21 protein-coding genes are annotated in these 14,369 nt (G+C 75.0%); 11 read left to right on the forward strand and 10 right to left on the reverse strand.

Features of this window, described 5'->3' with window-relative positions; genetic code table 11:
- Positions 1-20: 20 nt before the first annotated feature.
- Positions 21-2,318 (reverse strand): ATP-binding cassette domain-containing protein, encoded by a 2,298-nt coding sequence (locus tag ACQPXG_RS23430; RefSeq protein ID WP_433469850.1) that lies wholly within the window; start codon positions 2,316-2,318, stop codon positions 21-23.
- 81 nt (positions 2,319-2,399) lie between these two features.
- Here ACQPXG_RS23430 and ACQPXG_RS23435 point away from each other — a divergent pair, with 81 nt between their 5' ends.
- Together ACQPXG_RS23435 and ACQPXG_RS23440 are read left to right on the forward strand one after the other, a co-directional pair.
- Positions 2,400-3,200: a TetR/AcrR family transcriptional regulator gene (locus ACQPXG_RS23435; RefSeq protein ID WP_433469851.1), complete on the forward strand. Its 801-nt coding sequence runs from the start codon at positions 2,400-2,402 to the stop codon at positions 3,198-3,200.
- 61 nt (positions 3,201-3,261) lie between these two features.
- Entirely contained in the window at positions 3,262-3,891 is a 630-nt protein-coding gene (locus tag ACQPXG_RS23440) for a hemerythrin domain-containing protein (RefSeq protein ID WP_433469852.1), read from the forward strand.
- A 9-nt stretch (positions 3,892-3,900) separates the two neighbouring features.
- Here the strand turns inward: ACQPXG_RS23440 and ACQPXG_RS23445 are convergent, their stop codons facing one another.
- From ACQPXG_RS23445 to ACQPXG_RS23480, 8 genes are all read right to left on the reverse strand, one after another.
- Positions 3,901-4,413, reverse strand: coding sequence for a hypothetical protein (locus ACQPXG_RS23445; RefSeq protein WP_433469853.1), 513 nt, complete (start codon positions 4,411-4,413; stop codon positions 3,901-3,903).
- Positions 4,414-4,593: 180 nt separating this feature from the next.
- A complete protein-coding gene (locus ACQPXG_RS23450; protein ID WP_433469854.1) occupies positions 4,594-6,399 on the reverse strand; it encodes a complex I subunit 5 family protein in 1,806 nt (601 codons plus the stop codon).
- A complete protein-coding gene (locus tag ACQPXG_RS23455; protein WP_433469855.1) occupies positions 6,396-6,749 on the reverse strand; it encodes a sodium:proton antiporter in 354 nt (117 codons plus the stop codon). Before ACQPXG_RS23455 ends, ACQPXG_RS23450 begins: the two co-directional genes overlap by 4 nt.
- On the reverse strand, positions 6,746-7,498 hold the full coding sequence (locus tag ACQPXG_RS23460) for an MnhB domain-containing protein (RefSeq protein ID WP_433469856.1): 753 nt from the start codon (positions 7,496-7,498) through the stop codon (positions 6,746-6,748). Before ACQPXG_RS23460 ends, ACQPXG_RS23455 begins: the two co-directional genes overlap by 4 nt.
- Positions 7,495-7,869: a Na(+)/H(+) antiporter subunit B gene (locus ACQPXG_RS23465; RefSeq protein WP_433469857.1), complete on the reverse strand. Its 375-nt coding sequence runs from the start codon at positions 7,867-7,869 to the stop codon at positions 7,495-7,497. The genes ACQPXG_RS23460 and ACQPXG_RS23465 overlap by 4 nt, the downstream gene beginning before the upstream one ends.
- Before the next feature lie 7 nt (positions 7,870-7,876).
- Entirely contained in the window at positions 7,877-8,170 is a 294-nt protein-coding gene (locus ACQPXG_RS23470; RefSeq protein WP_433469858.1) for a monovalent cation/H(+) antiporter subunit G, read from the reverse strand.
- 21 nt (positions 8,171-8,191) lie between these two features.
- Complete coding sequence (locus ACQPXG_RS23475) at positions 8,192-8,458, reverse strand: monovalent cation/H+ antiporter complex subunit F (protein WP_433469859.1); 267 nt, start codon at positions 8,456-8,458, stop codon at positions 8,192-8,194.
- Positions 8,455-9,075 carry a hypothetical protein gene (locus ACQPXG_RS23480; protein WP_433469860.1) on the reverse strand — a complete coding sequence of 207 codons (621 nt, stop codon included), beginning with the start codon at positions 9,073-9,075 and terminating at the stop codon, positions 8,455-8,457. The genes ACQPXG_RS23475 and ACQPXG_RS23480 overlap by 4 nt, the downstream gene beginning before the upstream one ends.
- Before the next feature lie 177 nt (positions 9,076-9,252).
- Between ACQPXG_RS23480 and ACQPXG_RS23485 the strand changes: the two genes are divergently transcribed.
- The 9 genes from ACQPXG_RS23485 (at position 9,253) to ACQPXG_RS23525 (ending at position 13,527) form a co-directional block, all read left to right on the forward strand.
- Positions 9,253-9,594: a hypothetical protein gene (locus ACQPXG_RS23485; protein ID WP_433469861.1), complete on the forward strand. Its 342-nt coding sequence runs from the start codon at positions 9,253-9,255 to the stop codon at positions 9,592-9,594.
- A gap of 190 nt (positions 9,595-9,784) precedes the next feature.
- Positions 9,785-10,219, forward strand: a complete 435-nt coding sequence (gene gvpJ / locus ACQPXG_RS23490) for a gas vesicle protein GvpJ (protein ID WP_433469862.1) — start codon at positions 9,785-9,787, stop codon at positions 10,217-10,219.
- Positions 10,216-10,992 carry a GvpL/GvpF family gas vesicle protein gene (locus ACQPXG_RS23495; protein ID WP_433469863.1) on the forward strand — a complete coding sequence of 259 codons (777 nt, stop codon included), beginning with the start codon at positions 10,216-10,218 and terminating at the stop codon, positions 10,990-10,992. The genes gvpJ and ACQPXG_RS23495 overlap by 4 nt, the downstream gene beginning before the upstream one ends.
- A gap of 1 nt (position 10,993) precedes the next feature.
- Positions 10,994-11,245, forward strand: a complete 252-nt coding sequence (locus tag ACQPXG_RS23500) for a gas vesicle protein GvpG (protein ID WP_433469864.1) — start codon at positions 10,994-10,996, stop codon at positions 11,243-11,245.
- Positions 11,246-11,257: 12 nt separating this feature from the next.
- Positions 11,258-11,518, forward strand: a complete 261-nt coding sequence (gvpO, locus tag ACQPXG_RS23505) for a gas vesicle protein GvpO (protein ID WP_433469865.1) — start codon at positions 11,258-11,260, stop codon at positions 11,516-11,518.
- 5 nt (positions 11,519-11,523) lie between these two features.
- A complete protein-coding gene (locus ACQPXG_RS23510; RefSeq protein ID WP_433469866.1) occupies positions 11,524-11,946 on the forward strand; it encodes a gas vesicle protein in 423 nt (140 codons plus the stop codon).
- On the forward strand, positions 11,943-12,872 hold the full coding sequence (locus tag ACQPXG_RS23515) for a GvpL/GvpF family gas vesicle protein (RefSeq protein ID WP_433469867.1): 930 nt from the start codon (positions 11,943-11,945) through the stop codon (positions 12,870-12,872). The genes ACQPXG_RS23510 and ACQPXG_RS23515 overlap by 4 nt, the downstream gene beginning before the upstream one ends.
- Complete coding sequence (locus ACQPXG_RS23520) at positions 12,869-13,075, forward strand: gas vesicle protein (RefSeq protein ID WP_433469868.1); 207 nt, start codon at positions 12,869-12,871, stop codon at positions 13,073-13,075. Before ACQPXG_RS23515 ends, ACQPXG_RS23520 begins: the two co-directional genes overlap by 4 nt.
- Positions 13,072-13,527, forward strand: a complete 456-nt coding sequence (locus tag ACQPXG_RS23525) for a gas vesicle protein K (RefSeq protein WP_433469869.1) — start codon at positions 13,072-13,074, stop codon at positions 13,525-13,527. Before ACQPXG_RS23520 ends, ACQPXG_RS23525 begins: the two co-directional genes overlap by 4 nt.
- Here the strand turns inward: ACQPXG_RS23525 and ACQPXG_RS23530 are convergent.
- Positions 13,481-14,368, reverse strand: coding sequence for a methyltransferase domain-containing protein (locus tag ACQPXG_RS23530; protein WP_433469870.1), 888 nt, complete (start codon positions 14,366-14,368; stop codon positions 13,481-13,483). The genes ACQPXG_RS23525 and ACQPXG_RS23530 overlap by 47 nt on opposite strands.
- Between the last annotated feature and the right edge of the window lies 1 nt (position 14,369).

The following is a 14,369-nucleotide window of genomic DNA, read 5'->3' on the forward strand; positions in this document are numbered from 1 at the left end:
CCGACCGGCCCGCCGGCGTGTCAGCCGCCGACGTAGTCGCGCAGGTGGCGGGCGGTGAGGGTGTCCGCGCCGGAGACCAGGTCGGCGGGGGTGCCGGTGAAGACGATCTCGCCGCCGTCGGCGCCGGCGCCGGGCCCGAGGTCGATGATCCAGTCGGCGTGGGCCATGACGGCCTGGTGGTGCTCGATGACGATGACGGTGTTGCCGTCGTCGACGAGCCGGTCGAGCAGGGCGAGGAGCCGGTCGACGTCGGCGAGGTGCAGGCCGGTGGCGGGCTCGTCCAGGATGTAGACGGCGGCCTTCTCGGCCATGCGGGTGGCGAGCTTGAGCCGCTGCCGCTCCCCGCCGGACAGGGTGGTGAGCGGCTGGCCGAGCCCGAGGTAGCCGAGGCCGACGTCGGCGAGCCGGTCCAGGACGGTGCGGGCCTGCCCGGCGGTGAAGAACTCGCGAGCCTGGTCGACGTGCATGGCCAGGACCTGGCTGATGTCCTTGCCGCGCAGGGTGTAGGTGAGGACCTCGTCGGTGTAGCGGCGTCCCTGGCACTGCTCGCAGACCGAGGCGACGCCGGCCATCATCGCCAGGTCGGTGTAGACCAGCCCGAGGCCCTTGCACACCGGGCAGGCGCCTTCGGAGTTGGCGCTGAACAGGGCCGGTTTGACGCCGTTGGCCTTGGCGAACGCGGCGCGGATCGCGTCCAGCAGCCCGGTGTAGGTGGCGGGGTTGCTGCGGCGGGAGCCGCGGATGGGGGACTGGTCGACGACCACGACGCCGTCGCGTCCGGGCAGCGACCCGTGGATCAGGGAGCTCTTGCCGGATCCGGCGACGCCGGTGACGACGGTGAGGACGGACAGGGGGATCTCGGCGTCGACGTCCTTGAGGTTGTGCAGGTCCGCGCCCTTGATCGTCAGGTGCCCGGACGGCCGCCGGGCCTTCTCGCGCAGCCGGGCGCGGTGGTCCAGGTGGCGGCCGGTGAGGGTGCCGGACGCGCGGAGCCCGGCGAGGTCGCCGGTGTAGCACAGGTGCCCGCCGCCGGTGCCGGCGCCGGGGCCGAGGTCGACGACGTGGTCGGCGATCGCGATGGTCTCGGGCTTGTGCTCGACGACCAGGACGGTGTTGCCCTTGTCGCGCAGCCGCAGCAGCAGGTCGTTCATGCGGGCGATGTCGTGCGGGTGGAGCCCGGCGGTGGGCTCGTCGAAGACGTAGGTGACGTCGGTGAGGCTGGACCCCAGGTGCCGGACCATCTTGACGCGCTGGGCCTCGCCGCCCGACAGGGTGGTGGACTCGCGGTCCAGGCTGAGGTAGCCCAGGCCGATCTCCACCAGGGAGTCCAGGGTGCCCTGCAGGGTGGCCAGCAGCGGCGCGACGGACGGTTCGCCGATGCCGCGGACGAACCCGGCGAGGTCGCTGATCTGCATGGCGGCGCAGTCGGCGATGTTGAGCCCGCCGATCCGGCTGGCGAGCGCGGCGGGGTTGAGGCGGGCGCCGCCGCACGCCTCGCACGCGCTGAAGGTGACCGCGCGGTCGACGAACGCGCGGATGTGGGGCTGCAGCGACTCGGTGTCCCGGTCCAGGTAGAGCCGCTTGACCTTGACCAGCAGCCCCTCGTAGGTGGTGTTGATCCCGCTGCTCTTGACCTTGGTGGCGGGCTTGTTCAGGAAGTCGTCCCACTGCCGCTCGGTGTAGTCGCGCAGCTTGACGGCGGGGTCGACCAGGCCGGAGCCGGCGATGACCTTCCAGTACCAGGACCCGACGCCGAAGTTGGGGACGGTGATGGCGCCCTCGTCCAGTGACAGGTCGCGGTCGAGGAGTTCGTCCAGGTCGATCCGGGAGGCGCGGCCGAGTCCCTCGCAGCGCGGGCACATGCCCTCGGCGTTGTTGAAGCTGAACGCCGAGGAGGTGCCGGCGTGCGGCTCGCCGAGCCGGCTGAAGACGATCCGCAGCATGGCGTGGGCGTCGGTGGCGGTGCCGACGGTGGAGCGGGAGTTGGCGCCCATGCGCTCCTGGTCCACGACGATCGCGGCGCTGAGGTTGTGCAGCGCGTCGACGTCCGGGCGCCCGACCGACGGCATGAACCCCTGCACGAACGCGGTGTAGGTCTCGTTGATCAGCCGCCGCGACTCGGCGGCGATGGTGCCGAACACCAGGGACGACTTGCCCGAGCCCGACACCCCGGTGAACACGGTCAGGCGGCGTTTGGGGACGTCCAGGCTGATGTCGGCGAGGTTGTTCTCGCGCGCGCCGCGGACCTCGATCACGTCGTGGGCGTCGGCGGCGGCGGCGCGGCCTCCGGCCGGCGGGCTCGTCGGCTGGAGGGGCATGGGGGCTTCCTCACTCGCTTGATATCTTAGGGCGTAAAGAGATCCTGTTCCAAAATAGTTTATGGCATAAGGAGATGCACGTTGGTCGTCTTCGCCGGGCAGGGCGACGCACGCCGCTCGATGGACCTGCTGTGGCGCGCCCCGGGGCCGTCCAAGACGGGCCCGGGGCCGCGGCCGGGCCTCAGCGTGCAGATGATCGTCGACACCGCGATCGCCGTCGCCGACGCCGACGGGATGGCGGCGCTGTCGATGCGCGCGGTCGGCGAGCGGCTCGGGCGCACCGCGATGGCCCTGTACACCTACGTCCCGGGCAAGGCCGAGCTGGTCGACCTCATGTACGACCGGGCGCTGGCCGAGCTGCCCGACGGCTACGACGTCGCGGCGGGATGGCGGGCGGCGCTGACCCGATGGGCGGAGGACTCCTGGGACTTCTACCTGCGGCATCCGTGGATGCTGCAGGTCTCGCAGGCCCGCCCGGTGCTCGGCCCGAACGAGTACCGGGTACTGGAGGCGCTGCTGGGCGTCCTGACCGCGACCGGGCTGGCGGCGCCGCAGGTGCGCCGCGCGGTGTCGGCGCTGTCGAGCGTCGTGCGCGGCGCGGCGCAGACCCTCGCCGAGTCCCGGCAGGCGGTGCGGGCGACGGGCCTGTCGGAGGAGCGGTGGTGGCACGGCCGCGCCGAGGCGCTGGAGGAGCTCGCGCCGGGGTTCGCCGAGCGGTTCCCGCTGGTGGCGTGGCTGGACGCCGAGGGCGCCCCCGCCGTCGCCGAGGACGTCCCGTACCTGGAGCAGGCGGCCCGCGGGGCGTTCGAGGGCGGTCTCGCCCTGGTCCTGGACGGCATCGACGCCGCCGTCACCACCGCCCGCGGCGGGGCGGCGATGTGAGGTGCGTCTCTCGGGGGTGCGGGGGTGTCACATCCGGGTCCGCCGGGGGCCTCATATAGGTATGGACACCTTCGCGGTCCGGCCGCGCGACACGACCTGCCACGCCCTCCTGTACGCCGCCCATGACGCGTTCCGCCGGGATCTGGACCGGCTCGCGGCGGCCGCTGCCGCGGGCAAGGGGCGGGCCTCGCACGTGCGCGCGGGCTGGGAGAACCTCAAGGACCAGATCCGGCTGCACCATGACCTGGAGGACCGGTGGCTGTGGCCGCGGGTGGAGCACGCGGTGGCGGGGCGCCGGGTGGAGCGGGCGGTGCTGGAGGAGATGCGCGCCGAGCACGCCCGGATCGGCCCGTTGATCGCCCGGGTCGACGCGGTGATGGCGGGCGGCGGCGACCTGCCCGCCGCGGTGGCGGATCTGCGGGAGGCGCTGGAGAGGCATCTGCGGCACGAGGAGATGAGCGCGCTGCCGCTGGCGGAGTCGGCGCTGGAGGCCGGGGAGTGGCGGGCGCTGGCCGACGAGGCGCGCCGCGGCTGCGACGAGGGCACGCCGCTGTTCGTCCCGTGGGTGGTGGACGGGATCGCTCCGGTGGAGCGGAGCCGGTTCCTGACGTCGCTGCCCAAGCCGCTGCGGGAGCTGAACCGGGTGCTGTGGGAGCCCCGCTACCGCAAGCGCCGTCTGTGGAGCATCTGACCGGCCGGGTCACCAGGGGACGGCGCGGGCGGTGATGTGGTGGCCGGCCGGGTCGTAGTACGACAGCAGTAGCGCGCGGCGGGTGCTGAGTTCGGGGTGGCCGATGAGGGCGCGGCACTGGTCGAGTCCTGATCCGCCCGAGCAGGGGACGGCGCCGTCCCCGGCCGGGCGCCAGGGCCCTTCGGGGGCGGGGGCGCGCCACAGGCGGTACCGGCCGTCCAGGCCGCGCTGCTCGACCATGACGAGCCCCTTGCCGAGGGCGGTGTAGTCGGCGACGTGGACCGCGTAGGGGGCGGCGGCGGAAACGACGGCGCCGGCCTGGAAGGCGTCGCGGGTCCATCCGGCGGGCGCCCGGTACTCGTAGGCGGCCGGGTCGCGCCAGGCGGCGGGGCCGGCGCGGACGCGGGCCAGGGTGACGCGTCCCGCGGCGCAGGCGCCGAGACCGGGGGTGTCGCAGACGGACGCGAACAGGTACAGGTATCCGCCGGTGAAGACGGGGGAGCCGAGGTTCGGCGAGCACACCGGCCGCGGCGGCGATGAGCGCCGCGCGGGTGCGGGGACGACGGCGGGTCAACGGAGCCCCTCCCCTCGGCGAGGCCCGGCAGGAGTGCGGCGGGGTGGACCCCACAGCGTGGCCCGCCACCCCGTCCGGGATCAACTCCCCGCCGGCGGTCCGGAGGCCTGTGAGCCGGGACGGGCGGGTCAGAAGCGGGCGGTGAGCAGGGCCAGGAGGGCGACGCCGGCGGTGAGCCAGGCGGCGTAGTCCCCGATGTGGCCGGAGTGCAGGTCGTGCAGGCGCCGGGAGGCGGCGCCTGCGGCGCGTCCGAGCGCGCGGCGCACGGCCGGCGGGATCGCCGCGCGGGCCCGGGCGGTGGCGGGACGGTCGACGCCGCCGGCGGCGATGGCCACGGCGAGAAGGACGGTGACGGCGAATCCGGCGAGCCCGGGCCCGGTCCAGGGGTCGGCGGGCGGCGGGTGCGGGTGGGCGGCGTGGCCGTCCAGGACGAGCCCCGCGTAGTCGTCGCGGCTCGCGAACGCCTCGGCCGCGGCGGCGACGGGACCGCCGGGCAGCAGCCCGACGAGCAGCCCGGCCGCCAGCAGCACGATGCCGGGGGCGACCATGATCCAGGGGATGGAACGCAGGCCCCCGGGGGTCTCGGGGTCCTCGTGCTCGCCGCCGGGCCGGGGCTCTTCGTCGGCCGGGGCGCCCCGCCACACCACGAGCCAGACCCGCAGGACGGCGCCGGCGGTGAGCGCGGACGCGGCGACCGACAGCGGCGTGTACCACCACCAGCCGAGCTCGGCGACGTCGTGCTCGGTGACCGAGTGCCCGGCGAACAGCCCGGACGGCGGCAGCCCGGCCAGGCACAGCGCGCCGATCAGGAACGTGGCGCCGGTGACGGGCATGCCGCGTCCGCGTCCGCGCAGCTCGCGGGCGTCGACGGTCTCGTGCCGGTTGAGCAGCGCCCCGGCGGCCAGGAACAGCGCGCTCTTCACGCCGGCGTGCCCGGCCAGGTAGTAGGCGGTGCCCGACAGCGCGCCGGGGGTGCCGGCGGCCACGCCGGTCAGCAGCAGCCCGACATGGCTGATGGTGGAGTAGGCCAGCAGCCGTTTGATGTGGTGCTGCAGGACGCACATGACGGCGCCGAGCAGCGCGGCGGCGGCGCCGAGGACGGCGATGGCGCGCAGCGGGACGAGCCCGGCGAACACGGCCCAGTAGGTCCGCGCGACCCCGTACACGCCGAGCTCGACCATGATCCCGGAGAACAGGACGCAGACGGGGGTGGGGGCGACTGCGTGGGCGTCGGCGAGCCAGAAGTGGAAGGGGACGGCGGCGGCCTTGACCAGGTAGCCGGTGCAGATGAGCACGAACGCGGCGGTGACGAGCGCACCGGCGTGCCCATGGGTGGCGGTGCCGGTGAGCGCGCGTCCGATGGCGGCCAGCCCGAGCTGCCCGGTGCGGCCGTAGACCAGCGCGATGCCGGTGAGGGTCAGGTAGCCGCCGATGGACTGGACGATGCCGAAGTTGAGGGCGCCGTGGACGGTGGAGGGCTCCTCGGAGCGGTAGCCGGTGAGGGCGAACGCGACGACGCTCATCAGCTCGAAGAACACGAACGCGTCGAACAGGTCGCCGGTGTACACGAACGCGCACATCGACCCCAGGAACAGCAGCATCAGCGCGTGGAAGATCGCCTGGATCTCGGTGAAGTACCGCCAGGAGAACGCCAGCGCGGCCAGGGTGAGGACGGCGGTGACGCAGGCGAGGCCGGCGGCGAGGGGGTCGGCGGCCAGCGGGATCCCGACGCCGGTGCCGGGGCCCCAGCCGCCGAGCCAGGTGACCTGCGGGTGGCGGGGGGCGCGGGCGAGGGTGAGGGCGGTCAGCGCGGTGACGGCGGCGGCGACGGCCAGGGCGGTGACGTCGACGGCGAGGCGCGGCAGCCACCGCCCGGTGGCGGCGAGCAGCGCGGCGGCCAGGACGGGCAGCGCGATGGTGGTCTGCAGGATCACGATTCGAGGGAGCGCAGCTCGTCGGGGTCCAGGGTGCCGCGCCGTTTGGCGACCTGGACGGCCAGGGCGAGCAGCAGCGCGGTGACGGTGGCGCCGACGACGATGTCGGTGAGGGTCATGGCCTGCACGACGGGGTCGGTGACGGGCCCGCCGGCGGGCGGCGGGGGCCGGTCGGAGAACACCGGGGCGGTGGCGCCGGACCGGTATCCGATGGCCAGCAGCAGCACGTAGGTGCCGGACTGGGTGACCGACAGGCAGACCACGGCGTGCACGAGGTCGCGGCTGGTGACGATCCCGTAAACGCCGGCGATCATGATCCAGCCGGCGGTCAGGTAGGGGAAGAGGCTCACGAGGGCTCCCTGGGGCCACCGGCCCGGCGGCGTTCGCCGGCCGAGTGTTCGCCGGCAGGGCGTTCGCGGACCAGGAGGGCCTGTTCGAAGAACTTGCCGAGCAGCAGGACGAGGGCGCAGCCGACCTCGGTCCCGACGGCGGCGTTGAGCGCGGGGACGCGGCCGGTGGCGGCGGTGCCGGCGGCGGCCAGGACCACCAGGACGAACGCGGCGGCGGCGGCCGCCTCGGCGGACTCGAACACCGGGATGGGCCGCAGCCGCTGCAGGGCGGGGTAGTCGCCGGCGAGGTAGAGCAGGTGGATGGCGGTGCCGAGGACGACGCCGCCCTGGAATCCGCCGCCGGGGGACTGCTGCCCGTGCGCGACGATGTAGACGCCGACGAGCAGGGTGAGGGGCAGCAGCAGGTATCCGACGATGCGCAGCGCGTCGGACACCTCGGCAGGCCCGTGCCGGTGGGCGGCGCCGTCGTCCTCGGCCTCGCGGCGCACGACGCGCAGCAGCGCGACGGTGGCGACCGCGGCCGACAGCAGGATGAGCTCCTCGCCGACGGTGTCGAACGCGCGCTGGTCGAAGTTCACCGAGGAGACGACGTTGGGAGTGCCGCGAAGCACCGCCTGGTGGACGGCGCGGTCGGCGTAGGGGTGCAGGGCGCCGCCGAATCCGGGCAGCCCGAGCGTCCCGGCGGTGAACAGCGAGCCCGTCCCGGCGGCGCCGGCGGCGAACAGCAGGGTGCGGGCCGGGGACCTCACCGGCGCGCCTCCCGCCCGTCCCCGCCCTGCTCGCCTGCCTGCCCGCAGGTGTGTTCGCCCGACGGCCCCCCGTCGCCTCCGGTGTCGCGGTAGCGGCGGGTGGCGTGCAGGGCCAGGACGACGATGAGCGGCACCAGGACGGTCCCGACGCCGATCTGGGACATGGCGACGTCGGGGGCCTGCAGGATGACGAACAGCAGGCCGAGGACCATCCCGTACCCCGACAGCACGATCGCCTGCCGGACGGTGTCGCGGGTGAGCACGACGGCGGTGGCCATGAGCGCGGACAGGACGAGCGCGGCGGCGATGAGTGCGTCGGCGAGCGGCCCCGACAGCGCGTCGGGGGAGCCGGCGCCCAGGCAGACGGTCACGGCGGGTTCACTCCGATCTCCCGGCGGCGCGCCGGACGGCCTGCCCGGCGGTGACCACGGTGGCGGGGCCGGTGGCGGCGAGCAGCACGGCGATGACGGCGAGCTTGGCGACGTCGTGCCAGGACGACCAGGGCCGCAGAGCCAGCCCGGCGATCAGCAGCGGCGCGGCCAGGACGGTGACGGGCGCGACGGTGTGCAGCCGGGCGGCCGCGCCGCGGGTGAAGGGCAGCCGCACCCCGGCGGCGACCGCGACGGCGGCGCCGGCCCAGGTCAGCACGTCGGCGAGCAGGTCCAGGCTCATCGGCGCCCTCCTTTCCCAGGGTCACAGGGTGCGGCTGAGGAACCGGGCGAACACCAGGGACCCGGCGAACGACAGCAGCGCCAGCACCAGGGCGACGTCGAGGTAGGCGGGCCGCCCGTAGGCGGCGGCCAGCAGCACCAGCGCGAGGGTGACCAGCGGCCCGGTCACGATCAGCCCGGCGAGCCGCCCGGCGGGGCGGCCGCGCAGCGTGGCCAGCAGCGCCGGCAGCAGCCCGCCGATCATCACGGCCAGCGCGGGCACCGCGGTGTTCAGCACGTCTGTCCTCATGAGGGGACCCCGCCGTCGCCGCCGGGGGCCTCGACCAGCCCGGAGCGGCGCAGGCGCCGCTCGAACGGCGACGGCCGCGGCGCGAGGCGGTGGACGTGCAGCAGCCCGCGTTCGGGGTCGACGCCGCCGACGTAGGTGCCTGGGGAGATGGACACCAGCAGGGTCGCGGTGCCGCGGTTGGCGGCGCCCGGCGCGACGGCCAGCGGTGTCCAGTGCCCGCCGGACGCGCCCCGCACGGCGATGCGGGCGGTGTCGGCGGCGACCTGGGCGGGCAGCCACGCCAGCGGCGGGATGAGCCGGGCGGGCGGGACGGGCCGCAGGGCCTTGACGCGGCCGGCGGCGGTCGCCGGCCCGCCCTCGGGGTCGCGGGAGGTTCCGGTGGTGAACAGAGCCCGGCGCCCGGCGACAGCGGCGGCGGCTCCTGCGGCCGCGGCCAGCGCGCCGACGGTGATCTCGGTGACGGAGATCGTGGACACCAGTGCCAGGTACACCGCCAGCAGCGCCGCCCACCAGGCGAGCGGCTCGGCGGCGCGCCGCGCGGGCCCGGGGCGCATCAACCGGACGGGCTCCCCGGTCGGGGCGGGGGCCGGCTCGTCGGGTGGCTCGTCGGGTGGCATGGCCCTCGGCATACCCGGACGGACGGGTTCAACCGTCGCCGCGCGGCGTGGGAGCCCCTGCGGGGCGGCATGTTTGCGGCTTTCCGGCGGGGTAGAGCGCGTTACGGGCCGGCGCGGCGGACCCGATCGGGGGCCGGGCCAGGGCGGCGCCGGCGACCGCTTCGGATGGAAGGACGGATGATGGATACCCCCTCGGTCCCCGGGAACGGCTCCGACCCGGTGAGCAAGAACGCGACCAGGACGAGTAAGGCGACCGGCAATGCGGTCGCCGAGGCGGCGGGAAGGGCCGGCGGCACCGCCAAGGGCACGGCCGCGGGAGCGAAGGACGCCGCGCAGACGACCGCGCGGGGCGCCGCCAAGGGCGCCGCGCGGGCGGGCGGGCGGATCTCGGCGCTGCCCCGGCGGGCGGCCGGGCTGGCCCGGCTGCTGACCCTCGGGCGGTTCCTGCGGGCCGTTCCCATCGCCGCGGCGGCCGTGGCCGGTGTCGTCGTCGGGCGGATCACGGCCCGCAGGCGCTGACCCGTCCCGATCGGCGGCGGACGCCCCCGGGGACCCCCCGGTCTCCGGGGGTTTCCGCATGCCCGCACGCCGTCCGTGCACCGGCTTTACCTGCGGATGGCCGCAAACGGGCGGCCCGTTTAGGGAGACCAGGACGGGTAGACCCGGGGTCGTGCAATTTCGCCACAAGACCCCCAAATGAGGAGATGACATGACTGGGCCGATCGCCCAGCAGACTTCGGGCAGCAACTACGTCCAACGCGGCGGATCCAGCAGCAGCCTCGCCGACGTCGTCGACCTGATCCTGGAGAAGGGTCTGGTCATCGACCTGTACGCGCGGGTCTCACTGGTCGGGATCGAGATCCTCACCGTGGACGTGCGGATCGTGGTCGCCAGCGTCGACACCTACCTGCGGTTCGCCGAGGCGGTGAACCGGCTCGACATCGCCCACGACGGCACGTCCCAGGGCCTTCCGCAGTTCGTGGAGGGCATGCAGGAGTCGGGTGCCAAGAAGAAGACCCGCGGCGCCCTGGAGGGCGCGGGAGAGCGGCTGAAGGAGACCTTCGGCGGCTCGGACGATTCCGAGGACGACAAGCAGCCCGCGCGGCGCCGCTCGTCCCGCAAGAAGGAGGACGAGGAAGAATGACGTCCCCCGGCCAGGGGCCCGGCGACCGGGTCCCGCAGTACGTGTACGGAGTGACCCGCCAGGGAGCGGCGCTGCCCCCCGATGTCAGCGGCCTGGACGACCGGCCGGTGTCGCTGGTCGAAGACGGCGGCGTGTGCGCCGCGGTCGTCAGCGACCTGCCGGCCGGCCGCGCGCTCGGCGAGCGCGACGACCTGGTGGCGCACCAGCGGGTGCTGAACGCGCTGGTGAACGCCGGCACCGTGGTCCTGCCGTTCCGGTTCGGGGCGGCGCTGTCGGACCGCGCGGCGGTGGAGAAGGAACTGCTGGCCGGCAACTCCGAACGCTTCGGGCAGGTCCTGGACCAGCTGCAGGACCGCGTCGAGCTGCGCCTGAAGGCCACCTACGTCCAGGACCGGGTGCTGCAGGAGATCATGGAGGCCGAGCCGGAGGTCGCCGAGCTGTCGCGGCGGCTGCGCGAGGTGCCCGCCGACGTCGCCGACGCGGTCTACTACGACCGGGTCCGGCTCGGCGAGCTCATCGCGCAGGCGATGGAGCGGCTCCGGGAGGCCGACGGGCAGGTCCTGCTGGACGGGACCGCGCCCGGGGCGGAGGCGTTCGCGCGCAAGGCCCCCGCCCGCGAGGAGGACGTCCTGGACGCCTCGTTCCTGGTGCGCGCCGACCGCCGCGCCGCGTTCGAGCAGGCCGTCGACACCCTCGGGCAGGAGCACGGCGACCGGATCCGGATCCGGCTGATCGGGCCGCTTCCGCCCTACGACTTCGTCCCGGAGGCGTGAGATGGGGCTGTTCACCGGCCTGGTGACGCTGCCGCTGGCGCCCGTGCGGGGAGTGGGGTGGCTGGCGGAGGTCCTGGTCGAGCAGGCCGAGGCGCAGCTGTACGACCCGGGGCGGATCGCCGCGGAGATGCAGCAGATCGCCGACGAGGCCGCCGCCGGCGAGATCACCGAGGACGAGGCCGCCGCCCGCGAGGAGGACCTGATCCACCGGCTCAACGAGGGCCGCGCCCGCGGCTACCGGCCCGGCGGATGACGGGGGGCCGCGATGCTGTCCGCGTCCAAGGCCGCCGAGCGGGCGGTCGAGCATGTCACCGCGCTCACCGGCCGCAGCGCCGAGAGCGTGGTGGGGGTGGAGCGCGCCGGCGAGGACGCCTGGCGCGTCGCGGTGGAGGTCGTGGAGACCCACCGCATCCCCGACTCCGCCGACATCCTCGCGGTCTACGACACCGAGGTGGACGCGGACGGGGAGCTGGTGGCCTTCCGCCGCGCCCGCCGCTATCCCCGCGGACGAGTGGAGAGGGACTGAGAACGGTGAGTGAGATCTCCTGGACCGGCGGCCGATCACCGGCCAGGTCCGCCGCCGGGGAACGCCCCTCGGCCAACCTGGCGGACCTGCTGGAACGCATCCTCGACAAGGGGATCGTGATCGTCGGGGACGTCCGGATCAACCTGCTCGACATCGAGCTGCTCACGATCAAGCTGCGGCTGCTGGTGGCGTCGGTGGACCGGGCCAAGGAGATGGGCATCGACTGGTGGGAACACGATCCGTCGCTGTCGTCCAGGGCCCGCCGCGACGAGGTGGACGGCGGAGCCGGAGACCGCGAGCTGCTGGAGGAGAACCGGCGGCTGCGCGAGCGCCTCGCCGCCCTCGAATCCGGCGACACCACCGGCTCGGGTACCACCGGTTCCGGCGCCACCGCCGAGGCCGGGGCACGGGGGAAGGAGCCCAGATGACGACCGACACCGGGGTCGCCGGAGACACCGCCGTCTACCTGTACGGGGTGGCGCAGGATCTGGACCCGGCCGCGCTGCGCGGCACCGCCGGGGTGGCGGGCGCGCCGGTGCGCGGCGTGCGGGCCGCCGGGCTGACCGCGCTGGTCAGCACGGTCCGGCTGGAGGAGTACGGCGAGGCGGCGCTGCGCGCCAACCTGGAGGACCTGGGGTGGCTGGAGGCCACCGCCCGCGCCCACCACGACGTGGTGGACCGGGCCGCGCACGCCGCGCCGACCGCGCCCGTCCGGATCGCGACGATCTACCGCGACGACGATCGGGTCGCCGAGGTGCTGGCGGCCCAGGGCGAGCGGTTCACCGAGGTCCTCGACCTCATCACCGGCCGCTCGGAATGGGGCGTGAAGATCTACGCCGACGCCGAGGTGCTGCGCGGCGGCACCGGCGGCACCGCGGGCGGCGGCATGGGGGAGGACGTACCGGATTCCGGTGGGGGGCTCGAGCCCAGCGCCGAGTCCCTCACCGGCACCACTCCCGGCACCACGGGCCGGACGGCGGGCCCGTCCGGCGTGGGCACCGCGTACCTGCGGCGCCGCCAGCAGGAGCGCCGGCGCCGCGCCGCCGCCGAACGCCGGGTGGCCGGGCAGGCCGACACCGTACACACAGAACTCGCCGACCACGCCGTGGCGTCCCGGCATCACCCGCCGCAGGACCCGCGCCTGACCGGCCGGTCCGGGATGCAGGTCCTCAACGTCGCCTACCTCCTGGACGACGATCAGGCGGAGGGTTTCCTGGCGGTGACGCGGGCGGCGCGGGAACGGCTCCCGGCCCTCCAGGTGGAGGTGACGGGCCCGTGGCCGCCGTACTCCTTCATCGACACCTCCGCCGGTCCCGGCGCGGCCACGCCCGGGCGCGGGGCGGGGGAGAGGTGACGGCCGTCCTGGACCACGGCGGCGACGCCCCGATGGAGCGGGTCGCGCTGGTGGACCTGCTGGACCGGCTGCTGGCCGGCGGCGTCGTCATCACCGGCGACCTGGTCATCTCGATCGCGGACGTGGACCTGGTGCAGGTGTCGCTGCGGGCGCTGATCACGACCGTCCGCGACGAGCTGCTGCCCGAGGAGGACCGGCCATGACCCCACCAGACCAGGCCCGCGACGGACGCGGGCCGGTGACGGGCGAGGCGTCGGTGCGCGACCCCGAAGCGGGGGACGCGTTCACCGGCGACATCCTCGCCGGCGGCCCGTCCCCGCACGGCCCGGTCCGCGCGGCGCGCGTCCGGGAGGAGGACCTGCGGGAGCGGTCGGCGCGGACGATGCGGCGGCTGCGGTCCGACCCCGAGACCGTCGAGCGGGACCTGGTGAAGCTGGTGCTGACCCTGGTCGAGCTGGTCCGGCAGCTGATGGAGCGGCAGGCGCTGCGCCGCGCCGAGGGCGGCGACCTGACCGACCGGCAGATCGAGGACCTCGGGCTGGCCCTGATGCGCCTGGACGAGGCGATGACCCGCCTGAAGGACCACTTCGGGCTGGACGACCACGACCTCAACCTCGACCTCGGGCCCCTCGGCCCGCTCCTTCCCGGCGACTGACCGGCCCGCCCGGCGGGTTCACCGCGTCCGCCTTGAAGAAGGTGTAGTGGAACGTCCCGTCCGCGCCGGCGGTGCGCCGCAGGTCGGCGATGCCTCGGTCGAAGTCGGCGGGCGTGGCGAGCCCGGCGGCGACGGCGTCGTCGCGGACGGACTCGATCATCGCGGTGAAGGTGTCCAGGGTGAAGGCCCGCGCCAGGTCCGGACGTGTCCGGTCGGCGTAGACGGTGCGCGGCCGGGCGCTGACCCGCGCGTACCCCGCGGCGGTGAGCAGCGGCTCCAGCCGCCGCCCGACGAGCGCGTCCCCGCCGGCCGCGGCCTGCAACGCGACCTGATGGGCGATGGCCGCGCGGGCGTGGGCGCTGTCGGGGTGGAAGAACGCCGACCCGTGGTCGCCCTCGATGACCGTCAGCGTCCCGCCCGGCCGCAGCACGCGCCGCAGGCCCGCCAGCGCGGCGCCCGGGTCGGGCAGATGCTCCAGGACGAAGCACACGAACAGGTGATCGAACGAATCGTCGCCGAACGGCAGGTCACGCAGGTCCGCCCGCACCCACCGCACGCGCGCGCCCGGGCACGCCGCCGCGACGCGGGCGCGGGCCTGGTCGAGGGACGCCTGGGAGACGTCCACGGCGGTCAGGTCCGCGCCGGGGGAGCGCGACACCAGATGCACCGTCTGCGCGCCCACACCGCAGCCCACCTCCAGCACCCTGCCGCCCGCCGGGTAGGCGGTGCCGTCGTGCAGCAGCGCGGCCAGGGCGTCGGCCTGGTCGCCGAGGCGCCGCGCCTCACGCCCGGAGTATCCGTGCACGTACCCGCCGGGCCCGCCCGTGATCGTGGTTTCCATG

The sequence above is a fragment of the Spirillospora sp. CA-128828 genome, assembly GCF_050945415.1.
Taxonomy (GTDB): Bacteria; Actinomycetota; Actinomycetes; order Streptosporangiales; family Streptosporangiaceae; genus Spirillospora.

Bases quoted from the DNA above. Each gene is read 5' to 3' on its own strand.
- ACQPXG_RS23480 (WP_433469860.1), bottom strand. From the start codon at position 9,075: ATGCCACCCGACGAGCCACCCGACGAGCCGGCCCCCGCCCCGACCGGG.
- ACQPXG_RS23525 (WP_433469869.1), top strand. From the start codon at position 13,072: ATGACCCCACCAGACCAGGCCCGCGACGGACGCGGGCCGGTGACGGGC.
- ACQPXG_RS23515 (WP_433469867.1), top strand. From the start codon at position 11,943: ATGACGACCGACACCGGGGTCGCCGGAGACACCGCCGTCTACCTGTAC.
- ACQPXG_RS23485 (WP_433469861.1), top strand. From the start codon at position 9,253: ATGATGGATACCCCCTCGGTCCCCGGGAACGGCTCCGACCCGGTGAGC.
- ACQPXG_RS23530 (WP_433469870.1), bottom strand. From the start codon at position 14,368: ATGGAAACCACGATCACGGGCGGGCCCGGCGGGTACGTGCACGGATAC.
- ACQPXG_RS23475 (WP_433469859.1), bottom strand. From the start codon at position 8,458: ATGAGGACAGACGTGCTGAACACCGCGGTGCCCGCGCTGGCCGTGATG.
- ACQPXG_RS23440 (WP_433469852.1), top strand. From the start codon at position 3,262: ATGGACACCTTCGCGGTCCGGCCGCGCGACACGACCTGCCACGCCCTC.
- ACQPXG_RS23470 (WP_433469858.1), bottom strand. From the start codon at position 8,170: ATGAGCCTGGACCTGCTCGCCGACGTGCTGACCTGGGCCGGCGCCGCC.
- ACQPXG_RS23430 (WP_433469850.1), bottom strand. From the start codon at position 2,318: ATGCCCCTCCAGCCGACGAGCCCGCCGGCCGGAGGCCGCGCCGCCGCC.
- gvpO (WP_433469865.1), top strand. From the start codon at position 11,258: ATGCTGTCCGCGTCCAAGGCCGCCGAGCGGGCGGTCGAGCATGTCACC.
- ACQPXG_RS23500 (WP_433469864.1), top strand. From the start codon at position 10,994: ATGGGGCTGTTCACCGGCCTGGTGACGCTGCCGCTGGCGCCCGTGCGG.
- gvpJ (WP_433469862.1), top strand. From the start codon at position 9,785: ATGACTGGGCCGATCGCCCAGCAGACTTCGGGCAGCAACTACGTCCAA.
- ACQPXG_RS23495 (WP_433469863.1), top strand. From the start codon at position 10,216: ATGACGTCCCCCGGCCAGGGGCCCGGCGACCGGGTCCCGCAGTACGTG.